We start from the raw sequence: 19,983 nt of genomic DNA on the forward strand, positions 1-19,983 counted from the left end.
GAAGCTTGTGCGAATCGTTTTTATGGGCACCCCGGATTTCGCGGTGCCCTGTTTGCAGAAGTTGGCGGAGGAAAAGTATAACATCGTCGCGGTAGTGACGCAGCCGGATCGTCCGAAGGGCCGGAAAAAGCAGCTGACTCCGCCGCCGGTGAAAGAAGCCGCTCTAAAACTGGGGATTCCGGTGTTGCAGCCGGAAAAATTAAAAAGGAACGGCACGGAAGACATTCTAGCTTATGAACCGGATTTAATCGTTACCGCCGCATTCGGACAAATTCTCCCGAAAGAGATCATTGAGTATCCGAAGTATGGCTGCATTAATGTACACGCCTCTCTTTTGCCTGCGTACCGCGGCGGCGCGCCGATTCACAAGGCCATTATTGACGGACAACAAGAAACGGGTGTAACCATTATGTATATGGTCGAAAAATTGGACGCGGGCGATATTTTGAGCCAGGTGCGTGTCACGATTGAAGAGAGCGATAATGTGGGGACAATGCACGATAAGTTGAGCAAAGCGGGAGCCCGGTTGCTCGTCGAGACGATTCCGAAGCTGATAAGCGGTGAAATTCAGCCGGTGCCGCAGGATGAGGCCCGAGTGACGTATGCCTGGAACATCCAGCGGAAAGATGAGAGGCTTGACTGGACGAAAAGCGCGCGTCAGTTGTTTAACCAAGTGCGCGGCCTGAACCCTTGGCCAGTGGCGTACACAGAGGTGGACGGTCAGGTAATGAAAGTGTGGGAGGCGTATGTACTGCAAGAAGACGGGAAAGGTGCCGAAGAGCCAGGTACGATTCTTTCGGTCGCGCCGGAAGGTATCGATGTGCAGACCGGGGAAGGCGTGCTGCGCCTGACACGCATTCAACCGGCCGGCAAGAAAGCGATGGCGGTAGCGGATTATGTGAGGGGAAGCGCAAGCGTGGCATCGGGCATGTGTTTTGCGACGGGGTCTGGCGATGAGTAGGCGGAAGAAAGCGCTGCCCGAACCAGGGAACGCCCGTGAACTTGCGGTGCGTGTGCTCACGGATATCGAGAACCGGCAGGCGTACAGCAATCTGGAACTAAAGCGCGTACTGGAGCAGACAAAGCTGCTGCATCGGGATAAAGCTCTGGCAACAGAGCTTGTCTACGGGACGATAAGCCGCTTATATACGCTTGACTGGATGCTTGCGCAATTTGTAAATCAACCGCTCGACAAACTGGAAGGATGGGCGCGCAACTTGCTGCGTATCAGCTTCTATCAACTGACCTATCTTGATCGCATTCCGGCCCACGCCGTCGTGCATGAAGCGGTAGAAATTGCTAAAGTGTGGGGGCATAAAGGCGTTGCCGGAATGGTTAACGGCGTGCTGCGCAACCGACTGCGCCATCCAGAAAGAGTTGACATTCCGGCCGATTTACCACCAGTGGAACGCATCGCGCTTGTCCATTCCCATCCGAAGTGGATGGTGGAAGAATGGCTGCGACGCTTTGGCGAAGTGGAGACAGAGAACATGTGTGCTGCAAACAATCAGCCGCCGCGCTTGAGTCTTCGGGCTAATGTTCTTCGTGCAACGAGGGATGAACTCATCGCCCAGATTGAAAAGCAGGCCACGGATGCGGAAGTAGAGCCTTCCATGATCGCTCCGGAAGGAGTCATCGCAAGCGATGTCGGCAATATCGCTGAATTGCCAGCCTACACGAGCGGTTCTTGCACGGTACAGGATGAAAGTTCGATGCTGGTCGCGCGGGCGCTTGCGCCGGAAGCAGGCATGAGGGTGCTCGACATGTGCGCTGCGCCGGGCGGAAAGACAACTCATATTGCTGAGCTCATGGGCAATAAGGGACAAATTATTGCGCTGGATGTGCATCCGCATAAGATCAAGCTGATCGAAGCGAACGCATTTCGCCTTGGTATTTCGATTATTCGCGCGCGCCATGGGGATGCGCGGGATGCGGCCCGTCTGCTGGCTGGTGAGACGTTTGACCGGATTCTTGTGGACGCACCGTGCACAGGACTTGGTGTTATCCGCCGCAAACCGGATATTAAATGGTACAAATGGCAAGAAGACGCGCGGGCCATCAGCGAAATTCAGTACGAAATATTATGTGCTGCTTCCCGTCTTGCTGCGCCAGGAAGCAAAATAGTTTACAGCACATGCACCGTGCAGCCGGAAGAAAATATCGAGCTGGTGCGCCGCTTTTTAGCCGGGCATCCGGAATGGGAACTGGACAAATCGCTCATCCAGGATATGCCCAGAGCGTTGCAGGAGAAGTATCCAACGCTTGTCGAGGGGTATGTGCAAATTTTGCCCCATCATTTCCATACAGACGGCTTTTTTATTTCTCGCCTGAAAATGAAACAATAGTAGGAAGCGTATTTTATGCTTCCTTTTTCTTTTTGCAAATTATTTGTGATACAATATGATGTGAACTTTTTGAGGAAGATATGGTGATTTAAAGCATGAAATCTTTTATTTATAGCTTAACCTTGCCCGAATTGCAAGAATGGATGCAGCAAAATGGAGAGAAAGCGTTTCGCGCCGGGCAGGTATTTGATTGGCTATATGTCAAGAGGGTGGGTTCATTCGCTGAGATGACCAACCTGTCCAAAGCGCTGCGCGAGAAGTTGGATGCATCATTTAGCATGGATGCGCTGCGCGAGATTACACGTCAAGTTTCACAAGACGGAACGGTGAAGTTCCTTTTTTCACTACATGACGGCCATGCCATTGAAACGGTCATCATGCGTCATAATTACGGCAACAGTATTTGCGTTACAACTCAAGTTGGCTGCCGCATCGGTTGCACATTTTGTGCCTCAACGCTCGGCGGCCTGAAACGCAATCTGGAAGCGGGCGAGATTGTCGCCCAGGTGCTGACGGCACAAAAAGCGCTTGATCCGGAAGGACAGCGGGCTAGCCATGTGGTTGTGATGGGCATCGGTGAGCCGTTTGAAAACTATGATGCGCTGTTGTCATTCCTCCGCATTATCAATGATAAGAAAGGATTAAACATCGGTCAGCGGCACATTACGGTATCAACAAGCGGTATCGTGCCGTACATTTACCGGTTTGCCGACGAAAAAATGCAGGTCAATCTGGCGATTTCTTTGCACGCGCCGAATGCGGAAATTCGCACGCGCCTTATGCCGGTGAACCGCCGTTATCCGATGGATGAACTGATGCGTGCCTGCGAGTATTATATTAAAACAACCGGGCGCCGTCTGACTTTCGAGTACGGCTTGTTTGGCGGGGTTAACGACCAGCCCGGGCACGCGGAAGAGCTGGCCGAATTGCTGGATGGCATGCTGTGCCATGTGAATTTAATTCCAGTTAACTATGTCCCGGAACGCAACTATGTACGCACCGCGCGCAACGACATTTTCAAGTTCCTAAGAATTTTGCAAGCAAAAGGTATTAACGCCACGATTCGCCGGGAACACGGCAGCGATATCGCTGCGGCCTGCGGCCAACTGCGGGCCCAGCACGCTAAACAGACGTAGGGGTGAGGATACGGATGGAGTCAGTCATACAAACGCATATCGGTTGTGTGAGACAAACAAATGAGGATTCCGGGCGAGTTCAGCGCTACGATAATGGATGGATTCTTGGAATTGTGGCTGATGGTATGGGCGGCCACCAAGCAGGGGATGTTGCCAGCCAGATGGCGGTGGACATCATTTGCGACTCGCTGCGCGAAGTGGCCGACCATCTTACGCCGAACGAATTGCAGCAAAAACTAAATGATGCGATTCAACTTGCCAACGAGCGAATTCTCGCGTACGCACAGGAGCATGAAGAATGCCACGGCATGGGAACAACGGTCGTTATCGCGCTCATGAACCGGCAGCTTGGCGTTCTCGCACATGTCGGAGACAGCCGAATTTACCGGTATAGTCACGGAATTTTGCAGCAGATCACGAACGATCATACGCTTGTGAATGAGCTTTTGCGCAATCACCAAATCACGCAGGATGAAGCGGCCAACCACCCGCGACGCAATATTTTGACCCGCGCTCTTGGCACGGACAAAAAGGTGAAAGCCGACTTTAGCATTTTGCATTGGGATACGGGCGATACGCTGCTTCTTTGTTCTGATGGGCTCTCCGGCAAAATCAGCGGAGAGACGATCGCGTCCGTACTCGCGAACGGTTCCCTGAAAGAAATGGCGGACGAGTTGATTGCCCGGGCATTAAAAGCGGGTGGAGAAGATAACATTACGGTTATCCTTCTGCGCAATCAACCGGAGGCTGGAGAATGAAAGGGGGGAGCCTGCAAATGATTGGAAAACGAATCGGAGGCCGCTATGAGATCGAGCAAAAAATTGGGGAAGGCGGCATGGCCATTGTCTATCGTGCGCGCGATACGCTATTGAATCGTACGGTCGCGCTTAAAGTGCTGCGCTCCCAGTTCGGCAACGATGACGATTTTGTGGCCCGCTTTCATCGGGAAGCCCAGGCGGCGGCGAGCCTATCGCATCCACACGTAGTAAATATATATGATATCGGTCAGGAAGATGATATGTACTACATCGTAATGGAGTATGTGGAAGGGATGACGCTGAAGCAGTACATCAATGAACACGCTCCCCTCGATGTGAAAGAAGCGGTGGACATTGCGATCCAGATTTGTGATGCGCTTGACCATGCCCATCAGAATGAATTAATTCATCGCGACATTAAGCCGCACAATATTCTTATTAACAAGTTCAGGCGCATTAAAGTTACCGACTTTGGAATTGCCCGGGCCGTCTCATCTGTCACGATCACGCATACCGGTTCCGTACTCGGTTCTGTTCATTATTTTTCGCCGGAACAGGCAAAAGGCATTGCGGCCGGCGCCAAGTCCGATTTATATTCTCTCGGGGTTGTATTATACGAGATGCTGACGGGTGAACTTCCTTTTTCCGGGGATTCGCCGATTAGTGTGGCGCTGAAGCATTTGCAGGAACCGTATGTGCGGCCGCGCAAGTTGCGTCCAGAAATTCCGCAAAGCGTGGAAAACATTATCGTTCGCGCGATGGCTAAAGAGCCGATGTACCGGTATGAATCGGCGCGCGAAATGCTTGAGGATTTGCGGACGTGTTTGACTTCTGAACGGAGAAGCGAGGCGCCTTATGTTCTGCCGGAGAAATACGCGCCGGAAGAAGATCCGGAGATTACCCGCGTGATTCCGGCTATCAAACCTGAGATGCTGCGCAAACGTTCGTGGGATGAAGAAGAAGGGCATACGATTCGTGAGATTCCGGCGGTGAGTGCCGCGGAAAAAGCGCCCGTACAGGAAGAGGAAGAAGAGACGGAAGAGCGGGCGAGGCCGGTTCCGTGGAAAAAGGCGATTGGCTGGACGGGTGGTATTCTGCTGTTTTTTGTGCTGGTAGGCGCTAGCATATTTTACGGTTTCTCTTGGTTGGGCGTACCGCCTGACGTAGTCGTGCCGTCGGTGCAAAATCTACCGCTGGAAGAAGCGCGCCAGAAGCTTGAGGCCGTTCATCTGAAGCCGGCGATTCAGGAACAGTTTGATAACACGGTAGAGGCAGGACATGTTATTAAACAGAATCCGGTGGCCAACATGCCGGTAAAAGAAGGCACCGAAGTCCAGCTTATTGTCAGCAAGGGCAAGCCGAAGGCGACAATGCCAAATTTCGTCGGCCAGAATATTGACGAAATCGAAAGCCAGCTTGCAGGTAAATATAAAGACTATAAAATTGAAAAAGAACCGAGTGAAGAACAGCCTGCCGGCACAATTCTCAGGCAAACGCCAGCTGCCGGCACAGAAATCGTCGCGGGCGAAACTGAAGTTCGGCTGGTCGTAAGCGATGGACAGGATAAAGTAACCATGCCGAATTTGGTCGGGTTGACAGAAGAAGAAATGAAGGCAAAAATGGAAAGATTAGGTTTACGCCTTCAGCTTGAACGGGCGCCGAGCTACAAACCGGAAGGAATGGTTATCGAGCAGTCGTATCGCCCGGATAATCGCTTGGAGAGAGGCACGTGGGTGCGTGTGACGGTAAGTTCCGGCCTGCCGGAAGAAGCGCGCCGCGTGAAGGAAGAAGTGGATGTTTATCTGAATCCAGGCGAAAAAGCAAACATCGAGATTAAAGTAACGGATGCCACCGGGGAGAATAAGACCATAGAAAATTACACCATCACGCAAAGCATCAAGTTTCAAATCCCGGTCGTTCTTTCGCCTTCGAAAGACGCACTCATCCAGGTGTACAAGGATGGACAATTGTACCAGGAAAAACAAGTCAGATACAGCGATTTTCAATAACATAGTTGGAGGGGTCTCATGCCGCAGGGCCGTATTGTAAAAGTGCTGGCCGGCTACTACTATGTGCAGGATGGGGATCAGTGCTGGCGGTGCCGAGCCAGGGGAGTATTCCGGAAAAAAGGCATAACGCCGCTTGTCGGGGACGAAGTCGTATACGAAGCGAATGGAACAGAAGGGACAGTAACCGAAGTTTTGCCGCGGACGAGCGAATTAATCCGTCCGCCCATCGCTAATATCGATCAGGCGATACTCGTATTTTCCCTTGTCGAACCCGACTTTAATCCGCAATTGCTGGATAAATTTCTTGTGCACACAGAAGCGGCCGGAGTGGATGCAGTGATTTGTTTGACAAAGGCCGATTTAGTGCCGAACATAAGCGAAATTGAGCGCGTCTGGGCCTATTGTGAAGCTATCGGCTATCCGGTCGCTGTAACCAGTTCGAAAAGCAAAAGCGGAATAGAAGAAATCCGCGCCCGTCTGCGCGGACATCTCTCTGTTTTTGCCGGACAATCCGGCGTCGGGAAGTCTTCGCTTTTAAACGCGTTGTTCAACGAATTAAACCTTGAGACGGCGCCGATTAGCCAGAAGCTGGGTCGCGGGCGTCATACAACCCGCCATGTGGAATTAATCCGTTTGCCGGAAGGCGGCTGGGTGGCGGATACGCCCGGTTTTAGTTCGCTCGATTTTCAGGCGATTGCAGCGGGTGAACTGGGGCTGTATTTTAAGGAAATGCGCTCAAGGCTTGGTGAATGCAAGTTCCGGGGCTGCTTGCATGTAAACGAGCCGAATTGCGCCGTGCGCGCCGCTGTCGAAGCGGGGGAAATCCAGCCTGCGCGTTATCAGCATTACGTAGAGTTTTTACAGGAAATTAAGGATAGAAAGCCGAGGTACTAGACATATGGTTAAGATTGCACCTTCCATTCTTTCCGCGGATTTTGCCCGCTTGGGAGAGGAAATTAAAGAGGTTGAACAGGGAGGAGCGGATTGGATTCATGTCGATGTAATGGATGGGCATTTCGTGCCGAATCTGACTATCGGTCCGTTGGTTGTCAAGGCAATCCGTCCGCATACGAACCTGACGCTTGATGTTCATCTAATGATTGAGAATGCGGATTTCTACATTCCTGAATTTGCAAAGAGCGGCGCCGATATGATTACCGTGCATCAGGAAGCGTGCGTGCATCTGCACCGCACGATCTACCATATTAAAAATCAGGGCGTGAAGGCGGCCGTATCGCTAAATCCGGCGACGCCGGTATCCACGCTTGAGCACATACTCGAAGACATTGACATGGTGCTGTTGATGTCGGTCAACCCGGGCTTTGGCGGCCAGAAGTTTATCCCGGAAGTTGTGCGCAAGATAAAGCAACTGAGAGAGTTGCTTGTGGAGCGCGGCCTGGAAGATAAAGTAGAGATTCAAATTGATGGCGGTATCAACGCAGAGACAGCGCCGCTTGTCGTGGAAGCAGGCGCGACTTGCCTTGTGGCCGGTAACGCTATCTTCGGACAGCAGGATCGCGCTCGGGCAATTCGGGAAATCAGGCAGGCGTGCGAATGACAGAAGGCCCGGAAATTCTCCTTTCTTTATGTTAAAGAAAGGAGAATTTTTTTATTCTTTTTTATCGGTTTTCATAAATCCCCTGAATCGATCATATGTTAAATCGAGCGAATAAATGAAAATCGCAGATGATACACATCTGAGGAACCAAGGTGAATATACTAAATTGTACCTGAATTAAGGGGAGGGGTCATCATGAAGTTTTATACCATTAAGCTGCCGAAGTTTCTCGGAGGATTGATTCGCGCGATTCTCGGCGGAGGAAAACGATGAGGCGGCGCAAGACATGAAAAAGCACCATAAATCAGGTGCTTTTCTGTCTTAATAAGAAAGAAAACGATCGTGGTCTGTTAACCACAAGTCCTGACGTGAAAACAGCTTGTCAACGCCATGGCGAACTGAGGGAGTATGAAGGAAAGGCTCAAACAATGAAAAAGAACCTGCCATAAATAGCAGGTCCCGTCCGGACGCAACTTGATGCGCTACGGTTTCCTTTATTAAACACGGGTAACTAAACCAGAGCGTAACGCTTTTGTGCTTACGTATACGCGCTTCGGCTTACCATCCACTAGGATGCGCACTTTTTGCACGTTTACGCCCCATTTGCGCTTGTTTGCGCGGTTGGAGTGGCTGCGTTTATTACCGGTTCCTGCCCGCTTTCCAGTTACGTAACATACACGTGCCATTTATTTCCACCTCCCTGAGATGCAGTCACACAAAATGACTCTCTTTGCATACTCAAACATAATATCATACGCGCTGTTTAAAAGCAAGCAATCTGTCAATGGTTTATCCTTTACATCGTTAGAGGATGCGCCTGCACTCTATGTGAATGAACCGTCGTAGGTTAAGGCGGATGCGGGAAGACAAAAATTGTAAGAATAGTTTTGCTATGGAGGTTGGGGTTGTCAGCCTTGATGCTGTATAAAGTATAATATGAATAATAGATATTGCGTTCCTATCATGCTTGATGATAGGAATATTTTTATTGTAAGGGGGAAACGTTTTGAAATATCGCTCCGTATTTGACATTATTGGCCCGGTGATGATCGGACCTTCCAGTTCACATACAGCGGGGGCGGCTCGTATTGGCAGAGTGGCACGCGTGTTGTTCGGCAGGGCGCCGGAAAGAATCGATATTACTTTTTTCGGTTCGTTTGCCAAGACGCACAAAGGTCATGGAACGGATATTGCGATTGTCGGCGGTGTGCTGGGTTTTGATACATCGGATAAACGGATCGTTGATTCGCTGGAGATTGCCCGCCGCTCCGGCGTGTCGGTAGTGTTTCATATAGATGAAGAAGAAGAAATTACCCATCCGAACATGGCGCGGATCAAGTTGCAGGATAAGGAAGAAAGCCTTGAAATTACGGGAATCTCCATCGGTGGGGGAAAAATTGAGATTACGGAAATTAACGGTTTTACGGTAAAGCTTTCAGGAAATTCTCCTGCTTTGCTTGTACTGCATAAAGACCGATTCGGCATGATTGCCAGCGTTTCCAATGTGTTAACAAGATGGCAAATGAATATCGCGGCAATGGAAGTGGCCCGTAAATCCAAAGGAAGCGAGGCATTGATGGTAATAGAAACAGACCAGGATTTGCCGGAGGATGCAGTGCGCGAAATTGAAGCGATTCCCCATGTGCTGAAAGCGTCGCTGCTGTCGCTTTAGACTTGAAACAAACATGAAAACGAAAAAAGAAATCCGTAAAGGAGAATGAGAAGATGCAGTTTAAGACGGTTGCTGAGCTTGTCCAGCTTTCTGCTCACGAGAATAAACCCATTTCAGAAATTATGATTTTGGCTGAAATAGAAGTTTCAGGCCGGACACGGGAGGCCATTATGCAGGAAATGTACCGAAATCTTGAAATAATGGAGCAGGCGGTACAGCGCGGAACTATGGAGAAAGTGGCTTCACGCAGCGGATTAAGCGGGGGCGATGCTCGAAAGTTGCAGGCATATATTAAAAAAGGAAAAACGCTGGCTGGAGCGGAGGTGTTGGATGCGGTAAGCAAGGCGATTGCGACCAACGAAGTGAACGCGGCGATGGGCACGATTGTAGCAACACCGACAGCGGGCGCCTGCGGCATTATTCCAGGCACATTGTTCTCGATTGCGCCGCGTTTGCAGGCGACTCGCGAAGCCATGGTACGTTATTTGTTTACCGCGGGCGCTATCGGTTATGTGATTGCCAATAATGCTTTTATTGCGGGCGCTACAGGCGGTTGCCAAGCGGAGGTAGGATCGGCTACAGCTATGGCTGCTGCGGCGATTGTTGAAATGGCCGGTGGCACCGCGGAACAATCGGCGCATGCAACCGCCATTGCGCTGAAAAATTTGCTCGGCCTTGTATGTGATCCAGTAGCCGGTTTAGTTGAAGTGCCATGCGTAAAGCGGAACGCTATGGGGGCGGCGATCGCCACCGTGGCAGCCGATATGGCTTTGGCCGGTATCAAGAGCCGGATTCCCTGTGATGAAGTTATTGATGCGATGTACCGGATCGGCAAAACGATGCCGCATGCTTTAAGAGAGACTGCGTTAGGAGGGTTAGCGGCTACGCCGACAGGAAAAGCATTGGAGGCGAAAATTTTCGGTGGGCCGCTTAAGGGAAAAAGTGAGTAACAAATTATTGCAGCCCGTCACCGCGCTCAAAGGCATCGGGGCGGAGCGGGCGCTTGATCTCGAAGCGCTCGGCATCCGCACCATCGAAGATTTGCTCGAACACTTTCCGTATCGTTACGAAGACTACCGGGTGCGGGATGTAAGCGAGGCGGAAGACGGGGAAAAGATTACGATTGTCGGAACGGTATATGGCGAGCCCGTCGTCCGGTTCTATGGCCAGAAGAAATCGCGTTTGTCGGTGAAAGTGGTGGTAGACAGGGTGGTGCTGACCGCCATCTGGTTCAACCGCCACTTTTTGAAGCAACAGCTGCGTGCCGGGCGCGAGATTATGCTATCCGGAAAGTTTGAGCGGGCGCGTTTGCAAATAACAGTAAGTGAACACTATTTTCTTGATACGGGAAAAAAGGTACCGAAAGAAGGAACCATTGAGCCGGTCTATTCGACGACCGCCAATATTCAAGTAAAACAAATGCGCCGCTGGGTGGCGGAAGCGTTAAGAGAATACGGGGGAGCGGTGGAAGAAATTCTACCGCCTTACCTCGTGCAAAAATATAAGCTTGCTTCCCGGGCGGAGGCCATTCGCAATATTCATTTTCCGACAAGCATTGCAGCCGGCAAACAGGGTCGGCGCAGGCTGGCATTCGAGGAGTTGTTTTTATTTCAGTTAAAGCTTGCAGCTTACCATGCGATGAACCGGAGAGCGAGCGATGGGATGGCGCAGAAAATACCGCTCGACAAGGTGCGCGCTTTTGTTCGGAGCTTGCCGTTTTCACTGACAAACGCCCAGAAGCGGGTGATCAAAGAGATACTGGATGACATGCAGGCGAAATACCGGATGAATCGTCTGCTTCAGGGAGACGTGGGCTCCGGAAAAACAGTAGTGGCAGCCATTGCCCTGTTTGCCACCGCTTCTGCGGGATTTCAAGGCGCATTGATGGTGCCGACAGAAATTCTTGCCGAGCAGCATTATGCGACGCTTAAGCAATTGCTTGAGCCGCATCGGATTGAAATCGCCTTATTATCCGGCAGTGCAACGGCGCGTCAGCGCCGCGACATTCTGGCTGGGTTACAATCCGGGATGATTCATATTGTGGTTGGCACGCATGCTCTCATTCAAGAAGATGTGTATTTCAGAGAACTTGGACTGGTCATTACGGACGAGCAGCACCGTTTCGGGGTAGAGCAGCGTCGTATTTTGCGGGAAAAAGGCTTGCATCCGGATGTGCTGTTTATGACTGCAACCCCGATTCCGCGGACGCTTGCCATTACCGCGTTTGGAGATATGGACGTATCGACCATCGATGAATTGCCGGCCGGCCGCAAGCCGGTAGAAACATACTGGGTGAAGCATGAGATGCTGGATCGGATCTTGGCCTTTATGCGTAAAGAATTGGATAAAGGGCGCCAAGCATATGTCATTTCCCCATTGATCGAGGAATCAGAAAAGCTGGATTTACAGAATGCTATCGATGTGCATGCGCAGTTAAGCCATTATTTCTCCGGAAAGTATAAGGTGGGGTTGATGCACGGGCGGCTGCCCGCAAAGGAAAAGGATGAAGTCATGCAGCAGTTTAGCTGGGGCGAGGTGCATGTGCTTGTTTCGACGACGGTGGTAGAAGTCGGAGTCAACGTACCGAATGCCTCTTTGATGGTTATATACGATGCCGAACGTTTTGGGCTCGCCCAATTGCACCAGTTGCGTGGCCGCGTGGGCCGTGGCTCGGAACAGTCATACTGCATCTTGATTGCCGATCCAAAAACGGAAGTCGGCAAGGAGCGGATGCGCATTATGACTGAGACGAACGACGGTTTCGAAGTGGCGCGTCGCGATCTGGAATTACGCGGCCCCGGAGATTTTTTTGGCACTAAACAGAGCGGGTTGCCAGAGTTTAAAGTGGCTGATGTTGTGCAGGATTATCGGATGCTTGAAGTAGCCCGTCAGGAGGCGGCCGATATGGTGAGCCGTCCTGCTTTTTGGGTTGGTCCGGAGTATGCGAAGCTACGCGAATATTTAAAGCGGGATGAGTATTTCCTAGAAAGAATAAAAGACTAAGATTCTGCGTGTTCTTCTTCCTCTTCCTCGTCTTCTTCCTGGTGGGTGGAAAGCAGGGGAGAGTGTTCCAATCGGTGCCCGATAATAATGACAAGATACATGAGGAGCATGGCGAACGCTGTCATGCCATAATAGCCGGCTCCGATGCTGATGCCGATGCCGCCCGCGAAAAACACCATGGCAGCGGATGTAAGCCCTTTGACAGAACGGCCACGCTGAATGATAAGACCGGCACCAAGAAAGCCGAGCCCGCTTACGATCTGAGCGGTGAGACGCATGGGATCCATCATTGTATGCCCGGCGACGGAGTAGCGCTCCACCGTGTGTATGGACACAAGCGTAAGCAGCGTGGAAGCGACCGTGACAAACGTATATGTTTTAATACCGGCAGGTTTGGAACGGCTTGTACGTTCCAGCCCGATCGCAAATCCAAAAAAAGCGCTCAACAGCAGACGGACGTACATTTCCCAATGTTCATGGGAAATCACTGCTTGAATAATACTATTTACAAAATGTTGCAATGAACTTCACCTCTCTCCGTGTTTTCTATCTTACCACATTCTATTCTATGGGAAATAAGATAAAAAAAAAACCGCCCGGCAATCATACAGGGCGGGCAAGCCAAACGCGTAATCGTTTGGCTTGCATAATGGGAGAGGAGAAACCGGAGGAAGAGCTTATGGGGAAACGTAAGTCTTCTCCGCGGTTGTCGGCAGCACGGAAGCCCGTGCTGCTGTTATTATTTTGGTCGGCTTCAGCTCATAATATACATACAAAAGTAAGAAAAGGCTTTAATTATTTACCAAGATATTTCGTTTGTGTTATACTAACGACGGTTAAAAACGGAAAATAGTGGAGTGGAAGCGATGCGAGTGATAGCTGGCTCGAAAAAAGGGCATCCGCTGCAAGCTGTGCCCGGCAAAAGTACACGCCCAACGGTGGATAAAGTAAAAGAGGCGATTTTTAGTATGATAGGTCCTTATTTTGAAGGGGGACTGGTTCTTGACTTGTACGCAGGCACGGGCGGGCTTGGCATCGAGGCATTGAGCCGGGGGGCGGAACGCTGCATTTTTATCGATGCAAACCGTAAGGCGGTTCACGTTATTTTTCAAAATCTTGGGACGACCGGTCTGCGCGATCAGGCAGAAGTGTACCGAAACGATGCGAACCGGGCTTTGAATGCGCTTAAAAAGCGGAAGCTTTCGTTTCGTATTGTGTTCCTTGATCCTCCGTATGCCGAGCAGCAAATCGAAAGCCAGATTGCGATGATGATTGATTACAGGTTGCTTGCGCCGGGCGCCGTTATTGTCGCAGAGCACGATGCCAAAGATATACTATGCAACCGGATTGGCGGTGTCGTTAAGATAAAAGAAGTAACGTATGGACAAACGACAATTACCATTTATAAGAATGAGGGATAAAAAGGAGTGGGTATAGATGAGTATTGCGGTTTGCCCGGGAAGCTTTGACCCGGTTACATACGGGCACCTTGACATTATCCAGCGAGGTGCGAAAGTATTTGATAAGGTGATTGTGGCGGTATTAATTAATCGCAATAAAACGAATCCGGTTTTTACGATTGAAGAGCGGCTAGAACTTTTGCGCGAGGCGACGAAAGGGATGCCGAACGTGGAAGTGGACACATTTAATGGCCTGCTTGTCGAGTACATGCATACGAAAGGCGCGAAAGCGATTATCAAGGGTCTCCGCGCCGTTTCGGACTTTGAATATGAGATGCAGATGGCATCTATCAACCGCCTGTTGGATCATAACATCGAAACGTTTTTTATGATGACGAATAATCAGTACTCTTTCTTAAGTTCCAGCATTGTAAAAGAGGTTGGCAAATACGGTGCAGACGTTAGCAGTCTGGTGCCGCCGGTGGTGGAAAAGGCGCTGCGTGAAAAATTTGGAGAACCCCGTTAAAACGGGGTTTTTCGCTTCTATTTTTTGGAGGTGAAAGCGCCGAGCAGAAGGAACAGCCAGGTAGAGAGCATAAGCGTTGCACATACCAGCAGGGAAAGCGTCTGGGGGGAGGATAATGTCCAGAGTGAATCGCGCGCTGGGTCAAATGAAGACAGCCATACCGGAAGCGCTCCGTTGGCGCTTTGCTGTAGCTTGTTATACAGGAATGAGCCGATGGTATACGTGAACAGGAAGGAAAATAGTGCGTGGCACAGGCGGGCAAACAGGAACGGCAAATAGCGAATATCCGTTTCTGCAAGCAGGCTGGCCACTTGGGCATGCACAGAAAGCCCACCCCAAGCCAGAATGGCACTTGTCACCGCCATTATGAGCGCGGGCGGCTGGGAGGTGGACAGTTCGCTTGCCTGTTTCGCGCCGAGCGTGACTTCAAATAAGCCGTAGATGAACGCCTGGGCCGTTTCGAACGGATATCCGAAGAAAGAAAGTGTGGCGCCAAGTATATTAGAGAATAGAGCGATTAAACCGAGCTTCATAAATAGGGCGAGCAGGACAGAAAAAAGAAGGATAAACCCGCCGACAACGAGCTGAGTTTGGATCGATGTCATTACGGCATCGCCCATGAGCTTGCCGAACGTCCGTCCATCCTGTAAGCGGGCACGGTGCATGGCGACGAGCGCCCGTAAAAAAATTGGCCTTGATGTATCTGGATTATATGGTGTACGGGCAGCTTTGCGATCATGGAGCGACATGATGAATCCGACGAGAATGGCGGAAAGGTAATGTGATATTAGCAGGATAAGTCCGATCTTCGCATTGTGAAAAAAACCGATGGAGACCGCGCCGGTAATAAAGACAGGATCAGATGTCGTAGTATAGGATACGAGGCGTTCACCTTCGGCACGTGAAATGAGATTTTTTTCGCGCAGACGGACGGTGAGCTTGGCGCTGATCGGATAGCCGGATGCAAAGCCCATCGTCCACACGAATGAACCTGATCCGGGAATGTTGAATATCGGGCGCATGAGCGGTTCAAGCAGAACGCCCATGAAATTGGCGAGGCCTAGGCCGAGCAAAATCTCTGAGGTGATGAAAAACGGAAGCAATGCCGGAAAGACGACATCCCACCAGATTTTCAAGCCGCGTAGTGCGGCCAAAAACGACGTTTTCGGGAAGAGTAGTAAACTTGCCGCAAGAAAAAAGGAGCATAGGGCGAACAGAAGGGTGACCATATAAGGTTTTATCGTACGCATGCAAATTCTCCTTACTTTATCCAACTTCTTCTCACACTTATATATGTACGAGCTTGCATTCTAAATTAGACCTGCTCCTAATACGGGCATACGGCGGAGAAAAGAAAACGGAGAAATGGAGGGAAGATGATGTCGCGAATCGGTTTGGCCTTGGGATCGGGCGGTGCGCGCGGATTTGCGCATATCGGAGTGCTGGAAATACTGGAAGAACACGGCATTAGACCGGCCTTTTTGGCTGGAAGCAGTATGGGAAGCCTTGTTGCTTCGCTGTATGCATGCGGATTTACGCCTTCCATGATGGAAAAGCTGGCCGTTCATTTAAAACGGAAGCATTGGCTTGATTTATGTGTTCCTGGCATGGGGTTTGTCGTCGGGGAGAAGTTACGCCATATTGTAGAATTGCTGACACGCGGCAAAAATATTGAAGAGTTGGATCGCCCGCTGTCCATTGTTGCCGCGGATCTCATTTCAGGTGAACGCGTGGTTTTTACGGAAGGGCCTGTGTACGAAGCGGTACGCGCCAGCGTTTCCATTCCGGGTATTTTTGTTCCGCATAAAATAGGAAATCGGTTATTAGTGGACGGAGGTGTCGTGGATCGCGTGCCGATTGAGCTTGTCCGAAGCATGGGTGCAGACTTGACCATTGGGGTCGATGTTTCACTCGCGCCTTCAGGCAGCCCGATTCGTTCACTTTTTGATGTGATATTCCAGACGATTGATGTAATGGAGCGGGAAATTTTCCGCCACCGCACCGTGCATGCGGACATTATGATCCGCCCGGATGTAGGTCGGTTTAGCTCGACTTCCTTTACGAATGTCGCTCAGATTATTGAAGAAGGACGAAAAGCGGCGCGGTTGATGATACCGCATATTCAAGAGAAAATAGAAGAATGGAGGAAACAAGCATGATTCGCCACCGGCGTTTTTTTGCAAGCCGTTGGACACGGTTTATTGTGGCCGTACTGATCGCAGCGGTGCTGGCCGCAATAGCGTTTAGTCCAACGCCTTATTATATTGTCCAACCAGGCTCAGCTATCGAGCTTGAACCGATGGTAACCGTCGAAGGAGGAGAGAAAGATGAAAAAGGCGTGCTTATGCTGACGACGGTTCGTATGGGCAAAGCCAACGTGCTGGGCTATTTGTATGCCAAAATTAGCCCGTATGCGGAACTGATTAATGAAAAGGCTATTCACAGCCCCCATGAAACGGATGAGCAGTACAATCGACGTGAGTTGCAGGAAATGAAACATTCGCAGGAAAATGCGATGATCGTTGCGTTCCGCAAAGCGGGGCTGCCAGTCAAAATCAATGAGCGTGGCGCGCTTGTCGTTTTTTTAATTCCGAATATGCCGGCAGAAAAATATTTGAAGATTGGTGATGTGATTATTGGGGTGGACGGAAAGAACATCAAAAACGCTAAGCAATTGCTCACCTCCCTAAAAGGCAGACAGGCCGGGGAAAAAGTGAAGCTTACATATATCCGCGACGGACACGCGAAAACCGTAGAGATGACGTTAAAGGCATTGCCGCAGGCGCCAGGCGAAAAAATACGGGGCGGCATTGGCATCGCCTACCCTGACCCGGATGGCGCGGTAACAGCCCGGGATGTAGAGTTGCCGAAAAGGGTAACCATTCAAACCGAGAATATTGGCGGCCCTTCTGCCGGCATGATGTTTACGCTGGAAATTATCAACCAGCTTACGCCAGGTGATTTGACGAAAGGATACCGCATTGCCGGCACAGGAGAGATTCATGAGAATGGAACGGTAGGTCCGATCGGCGGGGTTGAGCACAAAGTGCGGGCCGCCGACAAAATGAAAGCCGATATTTTCTTTGTGCCGGACAATCCGGTGCCACCGGGCAGCAAAGCGCGCTCCAATTATGCCGACGCGAAAGCGGAAGCCGAAAAGCTTAACACCGGTATGAAAATCGTGCCCGTGCGCACGGTGGATGATGCTATCCGCTATTTAGAAAGCTTACCGCCTAAGCAATAAAGACTAGACATGGTTTTCATACTGCAGTGGGGGTTGCCAGAATTCCCGCTGCATTTCTTTTTTTCTTATGCATTGAGGATAGCCGAGCGCGTAAATAGCGCCCGCCTGTACATCAAGCGAAAGCATCGGATGCCTGTTTTTGGGAACACGGGTAATTACCGGCAAGGCGCTTACTTCTTTCATTTTTTTCAGCAGTTTTCGTCCTATTTCGTTAAAGCCGAGAACACGAATATAGGTTGGGCCTGGTGCGCATTCCGCGCGCGCCATTTTTTCGCGCGTTAGGTTGAGCATACTATACAAAAGCAAGCGTTGCAGCCGATTCCATGTGTACCGCCTTGTTTTAAGCGCGTTCATGAGTTCGAAGAACGAATCGGTTCCGGGAAGAACCTGTAGCAGACGGCGTTCGATTCCTTCATTCATTTCATGAATGGTGGCCAGCTCTTCTGGCCAGCGAGTGAGCAACTGGTGTTGCAAGTAAGGGAAAAACCGTTCCCATGACATGGGGAAGCGTCCGGCTGCCTTTTCTTGCTTTAATACTTCAAGCGTACCTGCAGGCACGTATGGCAGAAGAACATCGAGTCCGACGTTTTCTCGTTCGAATATCATACGCCGTAGCGCGGTAGCGCTGGCGATGTTTTTATCAGTGATGTCTGTCTGATGGTATCCGGCTTTTTGTCGTTTAATAGTAACGGCTTTCATCGGGCTTTGCAGACGGTGAAGCGCCAGGCAATAATTTAGACCAAGAATATTATTCGGCTCTGCTGCATGCCTGGTGTTTTCGGCTTCTTCGGTATCTGGTAACAGCATTTTAATCGCCCGCCCATACGCAGCAGGATAGCTTTTTCCCTGTGACAGTTCTTGCTTAAGTGCCGTTTGAAAAGCGGATGGTTCTTCCGCGAGACGCGCCGCCAGCTCTTTCATCCAGCTAATTTCTCCGCTTTCGGAGCCGAAGCAGACGGCGTCCACGACTCCGGTGGCGTGCAACGTAGCAATGGACCCGAATGCGAATCGTTCAGCGTTTTGCGTCGCATAGACGAATGGAAGTTCTAGCACAAGATCGACGCCGAGCCGAAGCGCCATATTCGCGCGCGCCCATTTGTTTACGATGGCCGGTTCGCCGCGTTGGAGAAAATGTCCGCTCATCACAGCTACGATTGCATCGGCGCCCGTCCGTTTTTTGGCTTCTACAAAATGGTATGCGTGACCGTTATGTAACGGGTTGTATTCGACAACGATCCCTACCGTTTTCATGTCATTCACCTTCGTTTTTGTTTCAATATAAAGGATGAATCGTCCCTTGGCAACGCTTCTTTCTTTCCTTGCTGGAGCGGCACCTGATAAGGGAGGAAGGTTGTCAAGATTGTTTCCTTGACATAATAGTGAGAGGAAAGATATAATAATTTTCGTTGCTCGAAATGAGGTGGCAAATGGTGAAGTTTAGGAAAAATCAATTGCTTCAACTACGCGGTGGAAAGCTTCCCCTTGAAGAAACCGTCGATTTGCATTTGAAGCGGAAGCACCCGCAAATTGTGGAGGCAAAGCCAGCACGTTTTATAGGAGAAGCGCATGCGACATCGGGGCTTTTCATTATCGAAGGACAAGTGTCCGGCGAGCTTACGATAGAATGTGCCCGGTGTTTAAAACGATTTCCTTACTCCTATAATGCAAGTAGTAAGGAAATGTTTATGGATGAAGATCAGATTGAATTCGGAGTCGATGAAGAGATGGAAATTCATCCGCTTGAGAGTGATGAAATTGATGTGACACCATACCTAGAAGCAACGGTACTCTTGTCTTTACCGCACACGATTGTGTGCAGCGATGACTGCAAAGGCCTGTGCCCGGAATGCGGAGCGAATCGTAATGAAAAAGATTGTGGTTGCGTTGTGGAACGCATTGATCCACGTTTGGCTGTGCTGGGTGAACTTTTTGGAAAGCAAGATAAATAAAAGCTTTTCATTTGTACAAAAATCAGGTATGATAATTGTTGTGCTTTGATGGATAACTTGTCCCATCAAATAGATGCTTTGATTGCGATCTTGTGAAGGGGGTGGGATTCATGGCAGTACCTTTTAGACGGACTTCAAAAACTCGCAAAAGAAAGCGTCGGACTCACTTCAAACTGGAAGTGCCTGGCATGGTAAAATGCCCTGAGTGCGGCGAAATGAAGCTTGCTCACCGCGTATGCAAAAGCTGCGGAACTTACAAAGGAACACAAGTTGTTAACAATGCTTAATGGTTGACACATGGGAGGCAGAATAATACTTTACTCATTCTGCCTCCTTTATTTGTTGGATAGAAACAGGGCAGTTGATTATCTCTGGTTTGATTA

The 19,983-nt window shown here is 50.3% G+C and carries 21 protein-coding genes; 17 read left to right on the top strand and 4 right to left on the bottom strand.

Annotation, left to right across the window (positions count from 1 at the left end; all coding sequences use genetic code 11):
• The first annotated feature begins 22 nt into the window (after positions 1 to 22).
• The 8 genes from fmt to spoVM all read left to right on the top strand — a co-directional run bounded on the left by fmt (position 23) and on the right by spoVM (position 8,079).
• Positions 23 to 961: a methionyl-tRNA formyltransferase gene (fmt, locus tag BLR88_RS00530; protein ID WP_057900280.1), complete on the top strand. Its 939-nt coding sequence runs from the start codon at positions 23 to 25 to the stop codon at positions 959 to 961.
• Positions 954 to 2,345 (top strand): 16S rRNA (cytosine(967)-C(5))-methyltransferase RsmB, encoded by a 1,392-nt coding sequence (gene rsmB, locus BLR88_RS00535; RefSeq protein ID WP_057898348.1) that lies wholly within the window; start codon positions 954 to 956, stop codon positions 2,343 to 2,345. Before fmt ends, rsmB begins: the two co-directional genes overlap by 8 nt.
• Before the next feature lie 95 nt (positions 2,346 to 2,440).
• On the top strand, positions 2,441 to 3,481 hold the full coding sequence (gene rlmN / locus BLR88_RS00540; protein WP_057898349.1) for a 23S rRNA (adenine(2503)-C(2))-methyltransferase RlmN: 1,041 nt from the start codon (positions 2,441 to 2,443) through the stop codon (positions 3,479 to 3,481).
• Between the two features lie 14 nt (positions 3,482 to 3,495).
• Positions 3,496 to 4,239 (top strand): Stp1/IreP family PP2C-type Ser/Thr phosphatase, encoded by a 744-nt coding sequence (locus BLR88_RS00545; RefSeq protein WP_057898350.1) that lies wholly within the window; start codon positions 3,496 to 3,498, stop codon positions 4,237 to 4,239.
• A gap of 17 nt (positions 4,240 to 4,256) precedes the next feature.
• The gene (pknB, locus tag BLR88_RS00550) at positions 4,257 to 6,248 is read left to right on the top strand and encodes a Stk1 family PASTA domain-containing Ser/Thr kinase (RefSeq protein ID WP_082706165.1); all 1,992 of its coding nucleotides are present in this window, start codon (positions 4,257 to 4,259) and stop codon (positions 6,246 to 6,248) included.
• A gap of 18 nt (positions 6,249 to 6,266) precedes the next feature.
• Entirely contained in the window at positions 6,267 to 7,142 is an 876-nt protein-coding gene (gene rsgA / locus BLR88_RS00555; protein WP_057898352.1) for a ribosome small subunit-dependent GTPase A, read from the top strand.
• Between the two features lie 4 nt (positions 7,143 to 7,146).
• Positions 7,147 to 7,806, top strand: a complete 660-nt coding sequence (gene rpe / locus BLR88_RS00560) for a ribulose-phosphate 3-epimerase (RefSeq protein ID WP_057898353.1) — start codon at positions 7,147 to 7,149, stop codon at positions 7,804 to 7,806.
• A 195-nt stretch (positions 7,807 to 8,001) separates the two neighbouring features.
• The gene (spoVM, locus tag BLR88_RS00565) at positions 8,002 to 8,079 is read left to right on the top strand and encodes a stage V sporulation protein SpoVM (RefSeq protein WP_082706166.1); all 78 of its coding nucleotides are present in this window, start codon (positions 8,002 to 8,004) and stop codon (positions 8,077 to 8,079) included.
• A 224-nt stretch (positions 8,080 to 8,303) separates the two neighbouring features.
• Here the strand turns inward: spoVM and rpmB are convergent, their stop codons facing one another.
• On the bottom strand, positions 8,304 to 8,492 hold the full coding sequence (gene rpmB, locus BLR88_RS00570; RefSeq protein WP_057898354.1) for a 50S ribosomal protein L28: 189 nt from the start codon (positions 8,490 to 8,492) through the stop codon (positions 8,304 to 8,306).
• Between the two features lie 320 nt (positions 8,493 to 8,812).
• On the opposite strand from rpmB, the gene sdaAB reads away from it, so the two are divergent.
• From sdaAB to recG, 3 genes are read left to right on the top strand one after another with little or no spacing between them, the layout of a single operon-like run.
• A complete protein-coding gene (gene sdaAB, locus BLR88_RS00575; protein WP_091259598.1) occupies positions 8,813 to 9,478 on the top strand; it encodes an L-serine ammonia-lyase, iron-sulfur-dependent subunit beta in 666 nt (221 codons plus the stop codon).
• Positions 9,479 to 9,531: 53 nt separating this feature from the next.
• Positions 9,532 to 10,428, top strand: coding sequence for an L-serine ammonia-lyase, iron-sulfur-dependent, subunit alpha (sdaAA, locus tag BLR88_RS00580; protein ID WP_057898356.1), 897 nt, complete (start codon positions 9,532 to 9,534; stop codon positions 10,426 to 10,428).
• A complete protein-coding gene (gene recG / locus BLR88_RS00585) occupies positions 10,421 to 12,481 on the top strand; it encodes an ATP-dependent DNA helicase RecG (protein WP_091259661.1) in 2,061 nt (686 codons plus the stop codon). Before sdaAA ends, recG begins: the two co-directional genes overlap by 8 nt.
• Here the strand turns inward: recG and BLR88_RS00590 are convergent.
• Positions 12,478 to 13,002 carry an MgtC/SapB family protein gene (locus BLR88_RS00590; RefSeq protein ID WP_322787627.1) on the bottom strand — a complete coding sequence of 175 codons (525 nt, stop codon included), beginning with the start codon at positions 13,000 to 13,002 and terminating at the stop codon, positions 12,478 to 12,480. The two genes, recG and BLR88_RS00590, sit on opposite strands and share 4 nt — an antisense overlap.
• 345 nt (positions 13,003 to 13,347) lie before the next feature.
• On the opposite strand from BLR88_RS00590, the gene rsmD reads away from it, so the two are divergent.
• Together rsmD and coaD are read left to right on the top strand one after the other, a co-directional pair.
• Positions 13,348 to 13,902, top strand: coding sequence for a 16S rRNA (guanine(966)-N(2))-methyltransferase RsmD (gene rsmD / locus BLR88_RS00600; protein WP_254778190.1), 555 nt, complete (start codon positions 13,348 to 13,350; stop codon positions 13,900 to 13,902).
• A gap of 16 nt (positions 13,903 to 13,918) precedes the next feature.
• Positions 13,919 to 14,407, top strand: a complete 489-nt coding sequence (coaD, locus tag BLR88_RS00605) for a pantetheine-phosphate adenylyltransferase (RefSeq protein ID WP_057898358.1) — start codon at positions 13,919 to 13,921, stop codon at positions 14,405 to 14,407.
• Positions 14,408 to 14,424: 17 nt separating this feature from the next.
• Here the strand turns inward: coaD and ylbJ are convergent, their stop codons facing one another.
• On the bottom strand, positions 14,425 to 15,657 hold the full coding sequence (ylbJ, locus tag BLR88_RS00610; RefSeq protein WP_057898359.1) for a sporulation integral membrane protein YlbJ: 1,233 nt from the start codon (positions 15,655 to 15,657) through the stop codon (positions 14,425 to 14,427).
• A 129-nt stretch (positions 15,658 to 15,786) separates the two neighbouring features.
• Here ylbJ and BLR88_RS00615 point away from each other — a divergent pair, with 129 nt between their 5' ends.
• Entirely contained in the window at positions 15,787 to 16,566 is a 780-nt protein-coding gene (locus BLR88_RS00615; RefSeq protein ID WP_409359878.1) for a patatin-like phospholipase family protein, read from the top strand.
• Entirely contained in the window at positions 16,563 to 17,651 is a 1,089-nt protein-coding gene (locus BLR88_RS00620) for a SepM family pheromone-processing serine protease (protein ID WP_246615632.1), read from the top strand. Before BLR88_RS00615 ends, BLR88_RS00620 begins: the two co-directional genes overlap by 4 nt.
• A 3-nt stretch (positions 17,652 to 17,654) precedes the next feature.
• On the opposite strand, the gene BLR88_RS00625 is transcribed toward BLR88_RS00620, so the two are convergent.
• Positions 17,655 to 18,902: a nucleotidyltransferase gene (locus BLR88_RS00625; RefSeq protein WP_091259608.1), complete on the bottom strand. Its 1,248-nt coding sequence runs from the start codon at positions 18,900 to 18,902 to the stop codon at positions 17,655 to 17,657.
• A 164-nt stretch (positions 18,903 to 19,066) separates the two neighbouring features.
• Between BLR88_RS00625 and BLR88_RS00630 the strand changes: the two genes are divergently transcribed.
• Both BLR88_RS00630 and rpmF read left to right on the top strand, forming a co-directional pair.
• Positions 19,067 to 19,600 carry a YceD family protein gene (locus tag BLR88_RS00630; protein WP_082705939.1) on the top strand — a complete coding sequence of 178 codons (534 nt, stop codon included), beginning with the start codon at positions 19,067 to 19,069 and terminating at the stop codon, positions 19,598 to 19,600.
• A 110-nt stretch (positions 19,601 to 19,710) separates the two neighbouring features.
• Positions 19,711 to 19,887: a 50S ribosomal protein L32 gene (gene rpmF / locus BLR88_RS00635; RefSeq protein WP_057898364.1), complete on the top strand. Its 177-nt coding sequence runs from the start codon at positions 19,711 to 19,713 to the stop codon at positions 19,885 to 19,887.
• Positions 19,888 to 19,983: the final 96 nt, after the last annotated feature.

Origin of the sequence: Aneurinibacillus thermoaerophilus (assembly GCF_900099925.1) — a bacterium.
GTDB lineage: Bacteria > Bacillota > Bacilli > Aneurinibacillales > Aneurinibacillaceae > Aneurinibacillus > Aneurinibacillus thermoaerophilus.

Coding starts and splice junctions, on each gene's coding strand:
- fmt (WP_057900280.1), top strand. CDS start 23: ATGGGCACCCCGGATTTCGCGGTGCCCTGTTTGCAGAAGTTGGCGGAG.
- rsmB (WP_057898348.1), top strand. CDS start 954: ATGAGTAGGCGGAAGAAAGCGCTGCCCGAACCAGGGAACGCCCGTGAA.
- rlmN (WP_057898349.1), top strand. CDS start 2,441: ATGAAATCTTTTATTTATAGCTTAACCTTGCCCGAATTGCAAGAATGG.
- BLR88_RS00545 (WP_057898350.1), top strand. CDS start 3,496: ATGGAGTCAGTCATACAAACGCATATCGGTTGTGTGAGACAAACAAAT.
- pknB (WP_082706165.1), top strand. CDS start 4,257: ATGATTGGAAAACGAATCGGAGGCCGCTATGAGATCGAGCAAAAAATT.
- rsgA (WP_057898352.1), top strand. CDS start 6,267: ATGCCGCAGGGCCGTATTGTAAAAGTGCTGGCCGGCTACTACTATGTG.
- rpe (WP_057898353.1), top strand. CDS start 7,147: ATGGTTAAGATTGCACCTTCCATTCTTTCCGCGGATTTTGCCCGCTTG.
- spoVM (WP_082706166.1), top strand. CDS start 8,002: ATGAAGTTTTATACCATTAAGCTGCCGAAGTTTCTCGGAGGATTGATT.
- rpmB (WP_057898354.1), bottom strand. CDS start 8,492: ATGGCACGTGTATGTTACGTAACTGGAAAGCGGGCAGGAACCGGTAAT.
- sdaAA (WP_057898356.1), top strand. CDS start 9,532: ATGCAGTTTAAGACGGTTGCTGAGCTTGTCCAGCTTTCTGCTCACGAG.
- rsmD (WP_254778190.1), top strand. CDS start 13,348: ATGCGAGTGATAGCTGGCTCGAAAAAAGGGCATCCGCTGCAAGCTGTG.
- coaD (WP_057898358.1), top strand. CDS start 13,919: ATGAGTATTGCGGTTTGCCCGGGAAGCTTTGACCCGGTTACATACGGG.
- ylbJ (WP_057898359.1), bottom strand. CDS start 15,657: ATGCGTACGATAAAACCTTATATGGTCACCCTTCTGTTCGCCCTATGC.
- BLR88_RS00615 (WP_409359878.1), top strand. CDS start 15,787: ATGTCGCGAATCGGTTTGGCCTTGGGATCGGGCGGTGCGCGCGGATTT.
- BLR88_RS00620 (WP_246615632.1), top strand. CDS start 16,563: ATGATTCGCCACCGGCGTTTTTTTGCAAGCCGTTGGACACGGTTTATT.
- BLR88_RS00625 (WP_091259608.1), bottom strand. CDS start 18,902: ATGAAAACGGTAGGGATCGTTGTCGAATACAACCCGTTACATAACGGT.
- BLR88_RS00630 (WP_082705939.1), top strand. CDS start 19,067: ATGAGGTGGCAAATGGTGAAGTTTAGGAAAAATCAATTGCTTCAACTA.
- rpmF (WP_057898364.1), top strand. CDS start 19,711: ATGGCAGTACCTTTTAGACGGACTTCAAAAACTCGCAAAAGAAAGCGT.